Source organism: Paraburkholderia sp. BR10937 (assembly GCF_040965695.1).
GTDB lineage: Bacteria > Pseudomonadota > Gammaproteobacteria > Burkholderiales > Burkholderiaceae > Paraburkholderia.
The window spans coordinates 34,507-50,925 of sequence record NZ_JBFRCL010000065.1 but is presented as its reverse complement, the minus strand read 5'-3'; the positions used below and the strand labels follow the sequence as shown (position 1 = coordinate 50,925).

Sequence of the window (16,419 nt, the reverse complement as noted above, 5' to 3'; positions counted from 1 at the left end):
AAGTAGAGCAGATCGGCGTCGGCGGCCTTGATTTTCGCAAGCTGCGGGCCGAAGTCGCTCGCGATGCTTTCGGCGAACTCGCGCGCGACCACGGTGCCGCCATGCGCGCGCACCGCGCGCTCGAACACATCGGCTTCGCCCTGACCGAAGGCGGTGCGGTCGTCGATGATGGCCACGCGTTTGGCCTTCATCACGTCCACGGCCCACGCGCCGGCAATGCCTGCGTTCTGCGCGTCGTTTGCAATCACCATGAAGGTGTTGGCGAAGCCTTGCGACGTGATGACGGGATTGGTGGCCGCGGGGCTGATCATCGGAATGCCGGCGCTCTCGTAGATGCGCGAGGCCGGAATGGCCGAGCCCGAATTGAAGTGTCCGACCACGGCGTTCACTCCCTGATTCGCCAGCGTCGCGGCGGCCTGCACGCCGAGGCGCGGGTCGCTGCGGTCGTCGATGGGCACGAGTTCGAAGTGCGCCGTCTGCTCGCCGATCTTGAGGTTTTGCGCGTTCGCCTCATCGAGGGCGAGCTGCACGCCGTTTTGCAGATCGCGGCCGTAATTGGCGTAGTCGCCCGAGAGCGGCGAGACGAAGCCGATCCGCACGTCGAGCGGGCCGGCGGCCAGAGCGCCACGGCTCGCGCCGAGCGTCCCGACGGTGGCCAGCGCGCCGATCAGGAGCCCAGCCGCAAGCTTGCGGCACGCACGGTACGGCCTGGCGAATGCGCAGGCGCTAGCGGTTCCAGGCGCGGCAGCGAGACTCATGGTGACTCCTTGCGCGACAGCGGCGCGGTGTTCTTGTGTGCGTTTTGTCCGGGTACGCCGCGCCGTGCGCCGGCGTGGCGCGGAGGCTGGGCGTCTCGTTTTCAGGTCTTGCGTCTTGCTGTTTGCGACTGCGGCTTGCCGGGACGGGCTGTGCGACGGCTGCGCGCGCGGGTGGGGTGGTTCAGCCGGGTCCCCATGTGCGCCGGCTGGGCGCGCGCCTTCGTGAGGCGGCGGATGGCGAGCAATATAGCAGGCCGCCGGGTCAGTCGCTCACGCCGTGTCGCGCGGGTGGGCTACTCGCTCCTTTGCAGTTCGAAGAGCGCGTCGCGCAGGCGTACGAGCGGCGCCATGGTGTCGGCGCTCGCCCATCCTTCGAGGTCGTCGAGCGCGCGGTTGCAGCCGTCGAGTATCACGTCGAGATCGACGGGAATGCCGTTGGCGAGCGCAAAGCGAATCGTCGCTTCGAAGCGTTCGCATTCGTCGTCGCCGTACGAGATGTCGAGCGTGTCGGCAATGGTCTGGGCGATGTCGCTGCGTTGGCGGTCGCTCTCGTCGACGAAGTCGATGATGCCGCGCGCGACGTCGGGCGCATGGTAAAGCGCGATGTCGAGCCACACGGCGGCATCGAAATCGCTTTCGTGGCTTTGTTCCTCGAAGTATTCGATGGCTTCCTGCTCGTGGGTCTCGCCGGCGTCGACGGCGAGGCAAAGCTGCTCGAAATACTCTTCCTGTTCGCTACGGATTGAATCGGACATCGGTCATTCTCTAAAGACGGTGGGCGCCGCGGCCGTGTGCTGTGTCTGGCCGCCGCGAGTCATGCGGACGGCATTATAGGCCGTGCGCGCACCGCTTCAGTTTAGGCGGCTTCCACCGCCCAGGCGTCGAACCATTCGCGCGGGCGCGCGATCTGGTCTTGCGCCGCGACGATCTCCAGCTCGTAGCGGCCTGCGTCGTAAGTCGCCTTCACCACGGCGTTCACGGCCGCGAGCGTGTGTTCGAACGCGCGGCGCAGCGAGTCGCCGAGCATCAGGCGCGCGACGAACACCGCGCTCGTCACGTCGCCCACGCCCACCGGCTGGCGCGCGAACGGGTAGAGCGGGCGCTGGCCGAGCCACGCTTCATGCTCGGTCACGACGAGCATGTTGAAGCGGTCGGCAGGGCTGTTGCGGTCGAGCAGATGCTTCACGAGGACCAGCTTCGGGCCGCGGCGCAACAGTTCGCGGCACGCGAGCACGCCTTCTTCCGCGGTCTCGATCTCGCGGCCCACGAGCCGTTGCAGTTCGGTGTGATTGGGGATCATCGCGTCGGCGACCTCGGGCATGTTGCGCACGAGGAACTCCTGGATGCCGGGTTCGACGCGGCAGCCGTTCTCGGCGTTGAGCGTGCCCATCACCGGGTCGCAAAAGTAGCGCGCCTGCGGATTGGCGGCCTTCACGGCGCGCACCACGTCGATCACGGCCTGGGCCTGCTCGGGGGTGCCGAGGTAGCCCGACAGCACCGCATCGCAGCGCGGCAGCACGCCGATCGCGCCGATGCCTTCGACGAGATCCACGACCTCGTCCGAGCCGATGGCGGCGCCGGTCCAGTGGCCGTATTGCGTGTGATTCGAGAACTGCACCGTGTTGAGCGGCCAGACATTGACGCCCAGGCGGCGCATGGGAAACACCGCGGCGCTGTTGCCCGCGTGACCGAACACGACGTGCGACTGGATGCTCAAAACGTTTTTCATGGCCGGTCCAGATTTCGTTATCGCTTGCGGCGCTTCGAGCAGCGCGCCTTTGCGCAGTTGCAGCAACGATAACCGAATTCGCTGCGCCCAGTCGATGGATGCCTGGGCGCGGTGTTGCGTGTGCGCCCGCCGCGAGCGCCAGCACTGCGCCTGGGCAGGCGCTAGGCCACGACGTGTTGACCGGCCAGTTCCCGATAGAGCGACATGTAGCGCTGCGCCGAGGCCGCCCAGCCGAAGTCCTGCTGCATTGCACGCGTGCGCGTCTCGCGCCAGTCGCGGCTGCGCCCATAGAGCGCGAAGGCGCGGCGGATTGCGGCGGTGAGCGCTTCGGGTTCGAAGCGCTCGAAGACGAAGCCGGTGGCGAGACTATCGGCGAGATTTTCCAGCGAGGCGTCGACCACCGTGTCGGCGAGTCCGCCCACGCGGTGCACGAGCGGCAGGGCGCCATACGCGAGCGCATAGAGCTGCGTGAGGCCGCACGGCTCGAAGCGCGAGGGGACCATCATCACGTCGGCGCCCGCCACGATTTCGTGGGCGAGCGTCTCGTCGAAACCCAGTTCCACGGCCACCGATTCGGGATGCTGGTGCGCGGCGCGCGCGTAGCCCTGTTCGAGGCTGGGGTCGCCGGTGCCGAGCACGACGAGCTGCCCGCCGCGCGCGACGATCTCGGGCAGTGCCGCGAGCAGCAGGTCGAGGCCCTTTTGCTCGGTGAGCCGGCTCACCACGCCGAACACCGGGGCGTCGTGCTTCTGCGCGAGCTTCAAGCGCGTCTGCAGCGCCGCCTTGCAGCGCATCTTGCCGCTCTGGCGCGTGGCCGAATAGCGCGTGGCGATGGCCGCGTCGCTCGACGGATTCCAGACGGCGTAGTCCACGCCATTGAGGATGCCGACGAGGTCGTGTGTGCGTCCGCGCAGCAGCGCCTCGAGGCCGCCGCCCTGGGCGACCGTTTGAATCTCGCGCGCGTAGGTCGGGCTCACCGTCGTGATCTTGTCGGCGAAATAGAGGCCGGCTTTCAGAAACGAAAGCTGGCCGTAGAACTCCACGCCGTGCATGTCGAAGAAGTCGCGCGGCAGGCCGAGCGTGTCGAACTGCTGCGCGGGGAAGATGCCCTGGTATGCGAGGTTGTGAATCGTGAAGATCGAGCGCGCACCGCCGGGCGCCAAGCTCGTGCCGCGTTCGCGCGCCGCTGCGCGCAGATAGGCCGGCGCGAGCCCCGCATGCCAGTCGTGCGCCTGCACGATGGCGGGCGCCCAGTCGGGATCGAGGTGCAGCGCGAGCTGCGCGGCGGTCCAGCCGAGCAGCGCGAAACGTTGCGCATTGTCGCCGTAGGGCACGTGCTCGGCGTCGAGGTAGGGGTTGCCGGGGCGCGCGTAGAACGCATCGGCGCGGATCATGTAGACGGCCAGCTCGCTGCCGGGCAGGCGCCCGAGTTCCAGCGTCGCCTCGGGCGCGCCGAACGTGCGCGCGAGGCGCGCGACGGGGCGCAGGTCCTCGAGCCCAGCCGCCACGGGCGCAAAGCCCGGCAGCAGCAGGCGGGCGTCGGCGCCCTGTTCGATCAGCGCGGCGGGCAGGGCGGCGGTGACGTCGGCGAGGCCGCCGGTTTTCAGGAGCGGATACAGCTCGCTGGCTACGTGCAGGACGCGAATGGTCATCGGGAGTCTGTCCTCTCGGTGCTCGGGTTGCTTGCGGATTGCTTGCGGATCGGCGCGCCCGTGAGCGAAGCCGATCCGGCGGATCGGCCTCGCGAGGCGCACGGCTAGCCAGGCAGCTTCGCCAATGCCTCGCTGGTGACCAGTACGACGCCGCTCTCGGTGCGATAAAAGCGTTCGGCGTCGAGCGTGGCGTCTTCGCCGATCACGGTGCCGTTGGGTATCGTGCAGCCGCGGTCCACGACGACCTTGCGCAGCCGGCAACTCGTGCCCACCGTCACCTGTGGCAACAAGACTGCCTCGGCAATGTTGCAGAACGACTGCACGACGACATTCGACGAGAGCACCGAGCGCGAAATCTGCGAACCCGAGATCACGCTGCCGCCGCACACGATCAGGTTGGTGCCCGAGCCCTGCAGGCCGTTGAGGTCGCGCACGAACTTGGCGGGCGGCAGCTGTTCCTGGTAGGTCCAGATCGGCCAGTTGCGGTCGTAGAGATCGAGTGCGGGGATGGTCGAGGCGAGGTCGAGGTTGGCGGACCAGTAGGCGTCGACCGTGCCCACGTCGCGCCAGTACGGTTCGGCGGCCGGATCCGACGACACGCACGACATGCTGAACGGATGCGCGATCGCGTGCCCGTCGCTCACCACGCGCGGAATGATGTCCTTGCCGAAGTCGTGGTCGGTGGCCGAGCGCGAGATGTTCTCTTCGAGCAGATGGACGAGGTAGTTGGTGTCGAACACATAGATGCCCATGCTCGCGAGCGCGATGTCGGGGCGGCCGGGCATGGCGGGCGGGTCGTCGGGCTTTTCGACGAAGCCGGTCACGCGGCGCGACTCGTCCACGGCCATCACGCCGAATGCGCGCGCTTCCAGGCGCGGCACCTCGATGCAGCCCACCGTGCAGTCGGCGCCGCTCGCGGCATGGTCGGCGATCATGCGCGTGTAGTCCATCTTGTAGATGTGGTCGCCGGCCAGCACCACCACGTACTTCGGGCTGATCGAGCGGATGATGTCGAGGTTCTGGTAGACGGCGTCGGCGGTGCCCCGGTACCAGTGCGCGCCTTCCACACGCTGCTGCGCGGGCCACAGGTCGAGGAACTCGTTGAATTCGCCGCGCAGGAAGCCCCAGCCGCGCTGCAGGTGGCGCAGGAGCGAGTGCGCCTTGTACTGCGTGACGACCGCAATGCGGCGGATGCCCGAATTCAGGCAGTTCGAGAGGGCGAAATCGATGATGCGGTACTTGCCGCCGAAGTACACGGCCGGCTTCACGCGCTTGTTGGTGAGCGGCCCGAGGCGCGTGCCGCGGCCGCCAGCGAGCACGATGGCGAGGGTGGTGCGTTGCAGGTCGTTGAGGCTTGCCGGAGTTTCCATGGTCGTCTCCTTGTTGTGCCCCCCGGTACGGCCGCCGCGGCCCGCCTCGTCGTGCCCGGGCCGGTGCGGTCCCTCTTGCGTGCTTCGCGTGTCCCTGATGCGGCGCGTTTCGCGGTGCAACATGCGAGCGTCTCTCGCGTCGCGGACGTCTCGTGCGTCCTGTATTGACTGTTCTAGCACCGAATGCAGCGTAGCGCGAATTGCCTGTGCCCAGGGCCGGACATGCGCGCCGCGTTCGTGCGAGGCGTTGATGACCAGCAAACGGCATGCCGCTCGGTTCGCCGGGCGAGAAAACCGGCATGAGCGGGGCGGGGCCGCTAGAATCGCTGGCTGTACCGGCGCCATTTCGCCGTCCTGTTTTTCTGTCCGACCTTTCGCCCGATCTCCCGTCGATGAGAGCCATCCTGAACCACTCGCTTGCCCGCTTTGCTGCCCTCGCTCCCTTCGTTGCCGCGCTGAGCGCGGCCGCGCTCTGTCACGCCGCCCTCGCTGCCGACCCCGAGGCGAGCGGGGCGGCGCCGCTGGCGGCGTCGTCACCGCAAGCCGCGATCGAGACGCCCGACGGCCCCGCGTATGGTCCCGAGCTGCAGGGCTTCGAGTATCCGCATCCCGTGCATGACTTTGCGTTCGTTTCGCAGGGCCAAACGCTGCATATGGCGTATATGGACGTGCAGCCCGCGAAACCGAACGGACGCACCGTGGTCCTGCTGCACGGCAAGAACTTTTGCTCGGCGACGTGGGACGCCACCATCCGCGAGTTGCACGCCGCGGGCTACCGCGTGATCGCGCCGGACCAGATCGGCTTTTGCAAGTCGAGCAAGCCCGCTGCGTACCAGTTCAGCTTCCAGCAGCTCGCGCGCAACACGCATGCGCTGCTCGCGGCGCTCGGCGTGCATGACGCGACGATCGTCGGTCATTCGACGGGCGGCATGCTGGCGGTGCGCTACGCGCTGACGTATCCGCGCGAAACCGAACAGCTCGTGCTCGTGAACCCGATCGGGCTGGAAGACTGGAAGGTGAAGGGCGTGCCGTCGATTTCGGTGGACGACTGGTACACGCGCGAACTCAAGACGAACGCCGACGGTATTCGCCGCTACGAGCAGGCCACCTATTACGCGGGCCAGTGGCGGCCGGCCTACGAGCCGTGGGTGCAGATGCTGGCGGGCATGTATCGCGGGCCGGGCAAGACGCAGGTGGCGTGGGACTCCGCGCTGCTTTACGACATGATCTACACGCAGCCGGTGATCTACGAGTTCGGCCAGTTGCAGATGCCGACGCTCTTGCTCATCGGCGACAAGGACACGACCGCCATCGGCAAGGATCTCGCGCCGCCCGAAGTGCGCGCGCAGCTCGGGCACTATCCGGTGCTGGCCAAAGCCGCGCAGCGCGCCATTCCCCACGCAACGCTCGTGGAGTTCGCCGATCTCGGGCACGCGCCGCAGATGCAGGATCCGCGGGCGTTTCATGCCGCGCTGCTCAAGGGTCTCGACACGTTGAACGCCTCGCACTGACGGCGCGGTCGAGGGCGGGGGCGGTTACCGTCCCGCGGCGGCTTCCTTCAATTCTTCGCGCGCTTGCGCCGCCATCTCGAACGAACGCAGGCGCGCCGCGTGGTCGTAGATCTGCGCGGTGACGATGAGCTCGTCCGCGCCGGTCTGCTCGATCACCGAGGCGAGGCCCGCGCGCACGGTTTCCTGGTCGCCGACCACGGAGCAGGCGAGCGAGTGCGACACGCCGGCGAGTTCGAACTCGTTGGCCGCGATCTGCTCGACCGGCGGCGGCAACTGCCCCGGCGTGCCGCGCCGCAGATTCACGAACTGCTGCTGCAGCGAGGTGAAGAGAAAGCGCGCTTCTTCGTTGGTGGGCGCGCCGAACACGTTCACGCCGACCATCGCATGAGGCTTGGCGAGCACCGCCGACGGACGGAACTGCGAGCGGTACAGACGCAGCGCCGTGAGCAGATGGTCCGGCGCGAAGTGCGAGGCGAACGCGAACGGCAAACCCATGGCCGCCGCGAGTTGTGCGCCGTAGAGGCTCGAGCCGAGGATGTAGAGCGGGACGTTCAAGCCCGCGCCGGGCACCGCGCGCACGCGCTGGCCTTCCACGGGCGCGGCGAAATAGCGCTGCAACTCGGCCACGTCGTCGGGGAAGCTGTCGGCGCTGCCCTGCAGGTCGCGGCGCAGCGCGCGCGCCGTGGTCTGGTCGGTGCCGGGCGCGCGCCCGAGGCCGAGGTCGATGCGGCCGGGGTAGAGCGCTTCGAGCGTGCCGAACTGCTCGGCAATCACGAGCGGCGCGTGGTTCGGCAGCATGATCCCGCCCGAGCCCACGCGGATGGTCTGCGTGCCGCCCGCCACGTAACCGATCACCACCGAAGTCGCGGCGCTGGCGATGCCCGTCATGTTGTGATGTTCGGCCAGCCAGAAGCGGTGGTAGCCGAGGCGCTCGGCGTGGCGGGCGAGATCGAGCGTGTTGTGCAGCGCGGCGCCGGCATGCGAGCCTGCCGGGATGGGCGAGAGGTCGAGTACGGAGAAGAAGGTCATGGGCTAGCGTGGGGCCTGGTATGAGGGGCGCGACGCGCGTGCCGTGCGCCGGCGGTTGCCCGACGCGAGGCCGCAAGGCAGTCGCAAGGTGCGGCCATTGTGCCAAAGCACTTTCGTTCGTGCTGGCGGCCTTCGGGAACCCATGCCGCCCGCGTGGGTTCAAAAACGGCTGATTGCTTCTACGCCCAGTCGATTGGAATATTAATGAGAACCACTCCTGTTTCAATGCAAAAAACGCGCTTTCAATTCAAAATTATTAAAGGATCATTTCTATACGCTTACCGAATTTTTTCGGGGGCGGAAAGGCTCTGGAAGGTGGCTGTTTAATCGCTGAAATAGTTACGCTTTTACAACTTTGGCAACGCATTTTCCCGCGTCCGTCGGAAGCAACTGACGGAGCTTGCTGATACAATTTTCGGCGTCGAATCGGGGATCGACCATGTCCAATGTTTCATACGATGGTTTATCTCCATTCGTTGTTTGTTCAATTGCCTCGCATCCTGCAAACCGGCACCCATTGTCTGGTTTCCCGCTTCAAATACGTAATGCGGCTAAGATGCGCGGCTTATTTCTGGATTTTCAGGGCAGGGAAATGGTACGTGGTGAAACGCGAATTCCGGTCGGGGCACCGCAGGAGCTTCTCCCCTTGCGCGCAGCCCGCGGCGAGCGCGGCTTGGCCCACGTGACCCGGCAAGGCGGCGCGTCATGACGGTGGCGCAGGTTTTCGCCATCCCGGCGCCCTGGCCCGTGCTCGTCTGGGTCGTGGTCGTGCTGTGCGGCGTGGCCGCTTTCTACGGCCTCGTTGCCGCGCTGACGATGCCGCGCCTCGGTTCGGCCGCGCTCGTGCGCGAAGCCGCGCACCGCGCGCGCCGTGCGCAACCGCAGCCCGTGAGCGTGCTCAAGCCTTTGTGCGGCGCCGAGCCGCGCCTCTACGAGAATCTCGCGACCTTCTGCGAGCAGCGGCATCCGCGCTTTCAGTTGCTGTTCGGCGTGTCCTCGCCGGCGGATCCGGCGATTGCCGTGGTGCGCCGGTTGCAGGCGGCGTATCCCGGCCACGACATCGAGCTCGTGATCGACCCGCGCGTGCACGGCAGCAATCTCAAGGTGAGCAACCTCATCAATCTGGCTGCACGCGCGCGCTACGACGCGATCGTCGTGGCCGACAGCGATATCGCCGTCGAGCCCGACTATCTCGAGATCGTCACCGCGCCGCTCGCCGACCCGGACGTGGGCGTCGTGACCTGCCTCTACAGTGCCCGCAGCATCGGCGGTTTCTGGCCCCGCGTGGGCGCGCTCTTCATCAACGAGTGGTTCGCGCCTTCGGTGCGCGTGGCCCATTCCACGGGCTCGCGCGCGTTCGGTTTTGGCGCGACGCTCGCGCTTTCCCGTGCGACGCTCGAGCGCATCGGCGGTTTCGCCGCACTCAAGGACTGCCTTGCCGACGACTATCTGCTCGCCCGCTATGCGCGCGATCACGGCCTTGCCACGGTGCTGGCGCCCGTGGTGGTCGCCACCGACGTGATCGAGCCGACCTTCGGCTCGCTCTGGCTGCGCGAGACGCGGTGGCTGCGCACCATCCGCTCGGTGAATCCGGCGGGCTTTGCTTCGCTGTTCATTACGTTTCCCACGCCGTGGCTCGTGCTGGGCGCGCTGTTCTACGGCCTGCTGGCGGCGGGCGCGGGCATCGGCGCGTGCGCGACGACGCGCGCGGCGCTGGCCGGACTCGCCACGGCCACGATGGCGGGTATCATTGCGCGTTTGATACTGCACGCGCGAGCGAGCGGGAGCTGGCGCGGGTTCTGGCGCGATTTGCCGCTCGTGCCGCTGCGCGACGTGCTGCTGGCCCTGCAGTGGCTTTCCGCCGCGTTCGGCTCGCACGTGATCTGGCGCGGTGTGCGCGTGAGCGTCGCCAATCCCGAGGCCGAAGCGCCTTCCGCCATGGCCAGGCCCGCGAGCGCGCGGCGGCCTGCCGTCGAAGGATCGGACGCTCGCTGAGCGCGTCGCTGTTTACCGCGCTTCTTTACCGAATTGTCACCTCAATCATCACCCGACACAGTACGGGTACCCGGAGCACTCATCGCATGAAAACGCTGTTTCTGCAGGCCCCGTCGTATGACGGCTTCGACGGTGGCGCGGGCTCGCGCTACCAGGCAAAGCGCGAGATCCGCTCGTTCTGGTATCCCACCTGGCTCGCGCAGCCCGCGGCCCTCGTGCCCGACAGCCGCGTGCTCGACGCGCCGGCCGACGGCCTGGGTGTCGAAGAGACGCTGAAGATTGCAGCCGCGTACGACCTCGTCATCATCCACACGAGCACGCCGTCGTTCCCGACCGACGCGCTCTTCTGCGAAGACCTCAAGAAGCGCAAGCCGTCGATCGTCATCGGGCTGGTGGGCGCGAAGGTGCAGGTCGATCCGCACAATTCGCTCACGGCGAGCGAGGCGATCGATTTCGTCTGCCGCGAGGAGTTCGACTTCACCTGCAAGGAAGTCGCCGAAGGCATGCCGCTGGCCGAGGTCAAGGGCATTTCGTGGCGCGCGAAGGACGGCTCGATCGAGCACAACCCGGGCCGTCCGGTGCTGGAAGACATGGACTCGCTGCCGTTCGTCGCGCCGATCTACAAGCGCGACCTGAAGATCGAGAATTACTTCATCGGCTACCTGAACTACCCGTACGTGTCGATCTACACGGGCCGGGGCTGCAAGTCGCGCTGCACGTTCTGCCTGTGGCCGCAGACCGTGAGCGGCCACGTCTACCGCACGCGTTCGGTCGAGAACGTGCTTGCGGAAGCGAAGTGGATCCGCGAGAACATGCCGGAAGTCAAGGAGCTCATGTTCGACGACGACACCTTCACCGACAACCTGCCCCGCGCTGAAGAGATCGCCATTGGCCTCGGCAAGCTCGGCTGGACGTGGTCGTGCAACGCGAAGGCGAACGTGCCGTACAAGACGCTCAAGATCATGAAGGAAAACGGCCTGCGTCTCCTGCTCGTGGGCTTCGAATCGGGCGATGACCAGATTCTCGTGAACATCAAGAAGGGCGTGCGCACGGACTTCGCGCGCCGCTTCAGCGCCGACTGCAAGACGCTCGGCATCAAGGTGCACGGCACCTTCATTCTGGGGCTGCCGGGCGAGACGCAGGACACGATCAGGAAGACGATCGAGTACGCGAAGGAAATCAATCCGCATACGATTCAGGTGTCGCTGGCCGCGCCGTATCCGGGCACGACGCTGTACAAACAGGCCGTGGAAAACGGCTGGATGGAAGAGAACAAGACCATCAACCTGGTGAGCAAGGAAGGCGTGCAGCTCGCGGCGATCGGCTATGCCCACCTGTCGCGCGACGAGATCTATCACCACCTGGAGCAGTTCTATCGCCAGTTCTATTTCCGGCCGTCGAAGATCTGGGAGATCGTGCGCGAGATGCTCACGAGCTGGGACATGATGAAGCGGCGTCTGCGCGAAGGCGTGGAGTTCTTCCGCTTCCTGCGCGCACACGAGGCATGATGGACCGCTCGTCCCCCGATGCGCGCGCGCTCATCTTCACCGCCGACGACTTTGGCCTGCACGAGCGGGTCAATGCGGCGGTGGAGCGTGCGTATCGCGAGGGCGTGCTCGACTGCGCGAGCCTGATGGTGGCCGCGCCCGCCGCGGCAGACGCCGTGGCGCGGGCGCGCCGTACGCCGGGTTTGCGCGTCGGGCTGCATCTGGTGCTGGCGGACGGCGCGGCCATGCTGCCGCGTGCGCAGATTCCCGCGCTCGTCGACGCGCAAGGGCGTTTCGGCGACAACATGGTCCGCGACGGCGTGCGCTTCTTCTTCCTGCCGCACGTGCGCAGGCAGCTCGCGAAGGAGATCCGCGCGCAGTTCGAAGCGTTCGCTGCGACCGGGCTTGCGCTCGATCACGTGAATACGCACAAGCATTTTCATCTGCATCCCACGGTGCTCGCGCTGATCCTCGCGATCGGCCGCGACTATGGTTTGCGCGCGATGCGTCTGCCGCTCGAGGCAGGTGCGCCGTTCGCGCTCAAGCCCTGGCTCGCGCTCGTGCGCGCGCGGCTCGCGCGTGCGGGGGTCGCGCACAACGACTACGTGGTCGGCATCGCGAAGACGGGCGCAATGGACGAGGCCGCCGTGCTCGACGCGCTCGCGCATCTGCCCGCGCGGGGCGTGGGTGAGATCTACTGCCATCCGGCGCTCGCCGCCGAAGCGCACGAAGGACCCATCACGCCGTCGATGCAGACGTATCGCCACGCCGACGAATTCGGCGCGCTGATCTCGCCGCGCGTGGCCGCAGCGCTCGCGCAGGCGGGCGTGCGCCGGGGTGGTTTCACCGACGTGTTCTTCGGCGCCGCTTCGGGCTCTGGTCCCGCTGCGTCGCGCGGCCCAGAGGTGCAGGTGTCATGAAGTGGCTGCAATGGCTGGGCCTGCCCGTCGGGATCGCCATCCTGATCGGTCTCGTCGTCCATAACGGCGCGCACGACGTGCTGCGCGTGATCGGCACGGCAGGCCCCATGCTGCTCTGGCTCGTGCCATTCCACGCGCTGCCGCTCCTGCTCGACGCGCATGCGTGGCGCCTCCTGCTCGACAAGCGCGCACCGCTCAGCTTCCTCTGGTGGACCGCGACCGTGCGCGAGGCCGTGAACCGGCTGCTGCCCGTGGTTGGCGTGGGCGGCGAACTCGTCGGCATTCGCCTCGCGCGCTGGAAGGTGCGCAATGCGAGCGAGGTCACGGCTTCGGTGATCGTCGAGGTGTTCGTGACCATCGCCGTGCAATACGCGTTCTCGGCGCTGGGCGTCGTGCTGATCGTCGCGGCGACCGGCGCCGGCGGTTCAATGCGCACCATCGTGACGATCGCGCTGGCGCTCGTGCTCTCGGCGCCGCTGCCCGTGCTCGCCGTGTTTCTGGTGCGTCGCGGCGGCGTTTTCCATGCGATCGAACGCTGGGCCGCGCGGCTGCTCGGCACCGACAATCCGCTCATACTCGGCATCGACGGCAAGCAGCTCGACGCCGATCTCGACGCGCTGATGTCGCGCACGGGCCTCATGTTTCGCGCTTTCTTCTGGCAGCTCGGCGGCTACATGCTCGGCGCGTTCGAGACGTGGTGGGCGCTCTCGCTGCTCGGCCATCCGGTGACGGTGGGCGATGCGCTTGCCATCGAGGCCATCACCCAGGCCGTGCGCCATGCCGCCTTCATGGTGCCCGCCGGCCTCGGCGTGCAGGAAGTCGCCGTGGTGCTGCTCGCGCAACTCTTTGGCGTCAGCCAGGACGTGGCGTTCTCGCTCGCGCTCGTCAAGCGCATGCGCGAAGTGGTGTTCGGCGTGCTCGCGCTGCTGTCGTGGCAGGCCGCGGAAATCGTGCGCACGCGTCGCGCATTGCGCCCCGGCGCGCAGTCCGCCACACAGTCTGCCGATGCGCTGCCCGCCGCGGCGAGCGTGTCCGCACGCGCGCCCCGTCCGAAGCAGGACTCGCAGCACGATCAGGTCCATTGACGGTACATTGTGGGCATGTCGTGGCGCGCCGGATCGGCGCGCGTAGACGCAAGCCCATGTTGATGCGTTAGCAAGGACATGAAGCCCACGTTTTCACTCACGCGTTCGCTCGCGCTCGCGTGCGCCGCCACAGCGGCGTTCACGCTTTCCGGCTGCGACGATCGCCAGTTCGATGCCATGCTCGACACCATCCGGCAGGGATTCAAGGCGTTCTTCGATTCCGTGAAGCCCGACGCGCTGCTGCTCAAGGGCCTCACGCCCGGCGTTTCCACGCTCGAGCAGGTGCGCGAGCAAATGGGCAAGCCCGAGACCGAGCGCGTGTTCGACGACGGCTCGCGCCGCCTCGAATATCCGCGCGGCCCGCAGGGCCTCAAGACCTGGATGGTCGACATCGGTCCGAACGGGCGGCTCGTAGCCATTACTCAGGCGCTCACGGCGGAAAACTTCGCGAAGATCCGCGTCGGCATGAGTGAGGACGAGGTCCGCCGTTTGCTCGGTAAACCTGGGCAGGTGGCCGGCTATCGCTTGAAGAAGGAGACAGTGTGGAGCTGGAAGTGGCTGGAAGGGGGCGTGACGCCCGAAGCGTATTTCAATGTGCATTTCGGACCGGACGGGCGGGTCACGACGACCTCGCGCTCGGACGTGATCCGCGGTCGCTGACTCGGTCGAGCGAGTCGACCCAGGGCCACGCATGGAGGCGCGCATGATGAACCGGCGACGGCCCAAGCGCGTGGGACTCGTGCTCGGCGGTGGAGCGGCGCGCGGCTGGGCGCATATCGGCGCGATTCGCGCGCTCGAGGAAGCGGGCATCAAGCCCGACGTGGTGTGCGGCACGTCGATTGGCGCGCTGGTCGGCGCCGTGTACGCGAACGGCGATCTCGACTGGCTCGAGGAATGGGTGGGCAAGCTCACCTGGCAGACCGTGGTGCGCCTGCTCGACTTGCGTTTTTCGGGCGGCCTGCTCGGTGGGCGCAAGGTGATCGACCTGTTTGCGCACCAGTTCAACGGCCGCTCGATCGATGACCTGCGGCTGCCGTTCACGGCGGTCGCCACCGAACTCGATACAGGGCGCGAAGTCTGGCTGCGCGAAGGCGGGGTGGTGGACGCCGTGCGTGCGTCGATCGCGATTCCCGGCATCTTCACGCCGATCTGGCATGACGGCGTGTGGCTCGTGGACGGCGGACTGAGCAACCCGGTGCCGGTGTCCGCCGCGCGCGCGATGCGCGCGGACACCGTGATCGCCATCGACCTCAATCACGACATTCTCAACGGCCGCGACCTGGGCGGCGCGATCGACACGATGCCGCGCGAACTGCCCGTGGAGACGAGCGACGCGGCGACGGCGGCATCGGCTGCCGGGGCGGCCAGCGGTGCCGCCAATGGTGCTGAAAAAAGCGAAGCGGCGCCCGAACCGCTCCTGCGCCGCAACGGCAAGCGCTTCCCGCGCTGGCTGCAGCCTGCAGGCCCCGGTGCGGCTGGCGGGCCGGACGTGCGCGTGGCGCCGCCGCCCAGCACGCGCGTGCCTTCCGTGTTGAGCTCGGTGGCGCAGAGCATCGACATCATGCAGGTGCGCATTACGCGCAGCCGCCTGGCAGGCGAGCCCGCCGACGTGCTGATCCAGCCGCGCCTGGGCGGCATGGGGATCTTCGACTTTCATCGCGCCGCACCCGCCATCGAGGAAGGACGCGCAGCCGTGCAGTACATGATGCCGGCCATCAAGGCGCAGTTGGGACTGGACTAGGGCGCTTCCACTGCGCTGCTGGCGACAGCTCCAGAATGCCGGCGACGGCGAATTTCGCTGCCTCCAGTTCCTCGGCTGCCGCCGCTTCCCCTTTGTGCCGCCAGACTCTGCCCGCGAGCGAAAGCGTGGTGACCTGGTCGGCCATCGCGACGCAAGGCGTGGCAAGGCCGCCGATGGGGATTTCCGACTCCCACCCGTGAATGGTGCTGGTGATGGGCAGCCCCACGAAGCGGCCTGTCAGTTCGTTGAACTCGGCGTCGGTGAGGACGAGGGCAGGGCGATAGCCGTCCTGCTCGCTGCCTGCGCCCGGCCCGACGTTGAGCCAGAGGATGTCGCCTGCGTCTGGTGTGCCGTTTTTCATGCGTTTCTTACCATGGGTCGAAACGCGTGGGGTCATCGGGTCCGCCGATCTCGGTCCCTTGCGGCTGGCCGAAGTCGACGAGCGGGTGGGGCGTGTAGTTTCGCGGCGCATGGACGCAGATCAAGGAATGCCTTCCCTGTCCTCAGTCCATCGCTGCGAGCCATACCGAGCCTTGCTCCGTGCGGCGCAGCGCCGTCACGGCAAGCGGCGCGATTTCGATCGAGCGAAACCCCGGCGACGGTGCGCCCAACGCGTGAAGAATCGCCGCCCGGATCACGCTCGCGTGCGTGAAGGCGATCACGTTGCCCCCCGAGCAAGGCACCGCATCGAGCCAGGCGCCGACGCGCGCGCGGACATCGTCGAACGATTCGCCGCCGCCTGGCGGCCTGAAGCCTGGATCGCGCGTCCAGGCCGCAAGGGCTTCGGGCGCTTCCCGCGCGAGATCCGTCAGGTGCCGGCCTTGCCACGCGCCGAAGGCGGCTTCGGCGAGCGCGTCAGCTGGCGTTGCCCCCGCGAAGCCTGCCGCGCGTGCGCTCGCGCGCGCGATCGCTGCGGGACTCGTGAGCGCGCGCGGCGCCTCGCCATGGCGATGACCGCCGGCCAGCTGCGCGTGCCAGCGCTTGCGCCAGGCGGCGAGCGCCTCGAGTGCGCGCGCGTCGAGCGCTGCTTCGGCGTCATCGCCCACTACAGGCACGTCAGCCTTGTGCGGGAAGGTGCCCGAGCGCAGCGCGGCATTGGCCGCATGGCTCACCAGCCAGACTGTCGTCGACATGCTTCTCCT

Annotated in this window: 15 protein-coding genes; 7 read left to right on the top strand and 8 right to left on the bottom strand. The window is 67.5% G+C overall.

Features of this window, described 5'->3' with window-relative positions:
• From AB4Y44_RS35600 to glgC, 5 genes are all read right to left on the bottom strand, one after another.
• The coding region (locus tag AB4Y44_RS35600) for a branched-chain amino acid ABC transporter substrate-binding protein (RefSeq protein WP_368702132.1) at positions 1-758 on the bottom strand (758 nt) is incomplete at its 3' end.
• 293 nt (positions 759-1,051) lie between these two features.
• Positions 1,052-1,513, bottom strand: coding sequence for a hypothetical protein (locus tag AB4Y44_RS35595; protein WP_342925106.1), 462 nt, complete (start codon positions 1,511-1,513; stop codon positions 1,052-1,054).
• A gap of 101 nt (positions 1,514-1,614) precedes the next feature.
• Entirely contained in the window at positions 1,615-2,487 is an 873-nt protein-coding gene (pdxY, locus tag AB4Y44_RS35590; protein ID WP_342925107.1) for a pyridoxal kinase PdxY, read from the bottom strand.
• A 161-nt stretch (positions 2,488-2,648) separates the two neighbouring features.
• Entirely contained in the window at positions 2,649-4,139 is a 1,491-nt protein-coding gene (glgA, locus tag AB4Y44_RS35585) for a glycogen synthase GlgA (RefSeq protein ID WP_368702131.1), read from the bottom strand.
• Between the two features lie 104 nt (positions 4,140-4,243).
• Positions 4,244-5,509 carry a glucose-1-phosphate adenylyltransferase gene (gene glgC / locus AB4Y44_RS35580; protein WP_342925109.1) on the bottom strand — a complete coding sequence of 422 codons (1,266 nt, stop codon included), beginning with the start codon at positions 5,507-5,509 and terminating at the stop codon, positions 4,244-4,246.
• Positions 5,510-5,775: 266 nt separating this feature from the next.
• Here glgC and AB4Y44_RS35575 point away from each other — a divergent pair, with 266 nt between their 5' ends.
• Positions 5,776-7,020, top strand: coding sequence for an alpha/beta fold hydrolase (locus tag AB4Y44_RS35575; protein ID WP_368702130.1), 1,245 nt, complete (start codon positions 5,776-5,778; stop codon positions 7,018-7,020).
• Between the two features lie 24 nt (positions 7,021-7,044).
• Here the strand turns inward: AB4Y44_RS35575 and AB4Y44_RS35570 are convergent, their stop codons facing one another.
• Positions 7,045-8,049, bottom strand: a complete 1,005-nt coding sequence (locus AB4Y44_RS35570; protein ID WP_368702129.1) for an LLM class flavin-dependent oxidoreductase — start codon at positions 8,047-8,049, stop codon at positions 7,045-7,047.
• Positions 8,050-8,754: 705 nt separating this feature from the next.
• Here AB4Y44_RS35570 and hpnI point away from each other — a divergent pair.
• From hpnI to AB4Y44_RS35540, 6 genes are all read left to right on the top strand, one after another.
• Complete coding sequence (gene hpnI / locus AB4Y44_RS35565) at positions 8,755-10,044, top strand: bacteriohopanetetrol glucosamine biosynthesis glycosyltransferase HpnI (RefSeq protein WP_342925112.1); 1,290 nt, start codon at positions 8,755-8,757, stop codon at positions 10,042-10,044.
• Between the two features lie 86 nt (positions 10,045-10,130).
• Entirely contained in the window at positions 10,131-11,552 is a 1,422-nt protein-coding gene (hpnJ, locus tag AB4Y44_RS35560) for a hopanoid biosynthesis associated radical SAM protein HpnJ (protein ID WP_342925508.1), read from the top strand.
• Entirely contained in the window at positions 11,552-12,451 is a 900-nt protein-coding gene (gene hpnK, locus AB4Y44_RS35555; RefSeq protein WP_368702128.1) for a hopanoid biosynthesis-associated protein HpnK, read from the top strand. The genes hpnJ and hpnK overlap by 1 nt, the downstream gene beginning before the upstream one ends.
• Complete coding sequence (locus tag AB4Y44_RS35550) at positions 12,448-13,536, top strand: lysylphosphatidylglycerol synthase domain-containing protein (RefSeq protein WP_368702127.1); 1,089 nt, start codon at positions 12,448-12,450, stop codon at positions 13,534-13,536. The genes hpnK and AB4Y44_RS35550 overlap by 4 nt, the downstream gene beginning before the upstream one ends.
• A 78-nt stretch (positions 13,537-13,614) precedes the next feature.
• The gene (locus AB4Y44_RS35545) at positions 13,615-14,196 is read left to right on the top strand and encodes a hypothetical protein (RefSeq protein WP_028204757.1); all 582 of its coding nucleotides are present in this window, start codon (positions 13,615-13,617) and stop codon (positions 14,194-14,196) included.
• Between the two features lie 43 nt (positions 14,197-14,239).
• Positions 14,240-15,277 (top strand): patatin-like phospholipase family protein, encoded by a 1,038-nt coding sequence (locus tag AB4Y44_RS35540; RefSeq protein ID WP_342920700.1) that lies wholly within the window; start codon positions 14,240-14,242, stop codon positions 15,275-15,277.
• On the opposite strand, the gene AB4Y44_RS35535 is transcribed toward AB4Y44_RS35540, so the two are convergent.
• Both AB4Y44_RS35535 and AB4Y44_RS35530 read right to left on the bottom strand, forming a co-directional pair.
• Positions 15,252-15,638: a type II toxin-antitoxin system PemK/MazF family toxin gene (locus AB4Y44_RS35535; RefSeq protein WP_368702126.1), complete on the bottom strand. Its 387-nt coding sequence runs from the start codon at positions 15,636-15,638 to the stop codon at positions 15,252-15,254. The two genes, AB4Y44_RS35540 and AB4Y44_RS35535, sit on opposite strands and share 26 nt — an antisense overlap.
• A gap of 142 nt (positions 15,639-15,780) precedes the next feature.
• Positions 15,781-16,410, bottom strand: coding sequence for a histidine phosphatase family protein (locus AB4Y44_RS35530; protein ID WP_368702125.1), 630 nt, complete (start codon positions 16,408-16,410; stop codon positions 15,781-15,783).
• Between the last annotated feature and the right edge of the window lie 9 nt (positions 16,411-16,419).

Coding starts and splice junctions, on each gene's coding strand:
- AB4Y44_RS35595 (WP_342925106.1), bottom strand. CDS start 1,513: ATGTCCGATTCAATCCGTAGCGAACAGGAAGAGTATTTCGAGCAGCTT.
- pdxY (WP_342925107.1), bottom strand. CDS start 2,487: ATGAAAAACGTTTTGAGCATCCAGTCGCACGTCGTGTTCGGTCACGCG.
- glgA (WP_368702131.1), bottom strand. CDS start 4,139: ATGACCATTCGCGTCCTGCACGTAGCCAGCGAGCTGTATCCGCTCCTG.
- glgC (WP_342925109.1), bottom strand. CDS start 5,509: ATGGAAACTCCGGCAAGCCTCAACGACCTGCAACGCACCACCCTCGCC.
- AB4Y44_RS35575 (WP_368702130.1), top strand. CDS start 5,776: ATGCCGCTCGGTTCGCCGGGCGAGAAAACCGGCATGAGCGGGGCGGGG.
- AB4Y44_RS35570 (WP_368702129.1), bottom strand. CDS start 8,049: ATGACCTTCTTCTCCGTACTCGACCTCTCGCCCATCCCGGCAGGCTCG.
- hpnI (WP_342925112.1), top strand. CDS start 8,755: ATGACGGTGGCGCAGGTTTTCGCCATCCCGGCGCCCTGGCCCGTGCTC.
- hpnJ (WP_342925508.1), top strand. CDS start 10,131: ATGAAAACGCTGTTTCTGCAGGCCCCGTCGTATGACGGCTTCGACGGT.
- hpnK (WP_368702128.1), top strand. CDS start 11,552: ATGGACCGCTCGTCCCCCGATGCGCGCGCGCTCATCTTCACCGCCGAC.
- AB4Y44_RS35550 (WP_368702127.1), top strand. CDS start 12,448: ATGAAGTGGCTGCAATGGCTGGGCCTGCCCGTCGGGATCGCCATCCTG.
- AB4Y44_RS35545 (WP_028204757.1), top strand. CDS start 13,615: ATGAAGCCCACGTTTTCACTCACGCGTTCGCTCGCGCTCGCGTGCGCC.
- AB4Y44_RS35540 (WP_342920700.1), top strand. CDS start 14,240: ATGATGAACCGGCGACGGCCCAAGCGCGTGGGACTCGTGCTCGGCGGT.
- AB4Y44_RS35535 (WP_368702126.1), bottom strand. CDS start 15,638: ATGAAAAACGGCACACCAGACGCAGGCGACATCCTCTGGCTCAACGTC.
- AB4Y44_RS35530 (WP_368702125.1), bottom strand. CDS start 16,410: ATGTCGACGACAGTCTGGCTGGTGAGCCATGCGGCCAATGCCGCGCTG.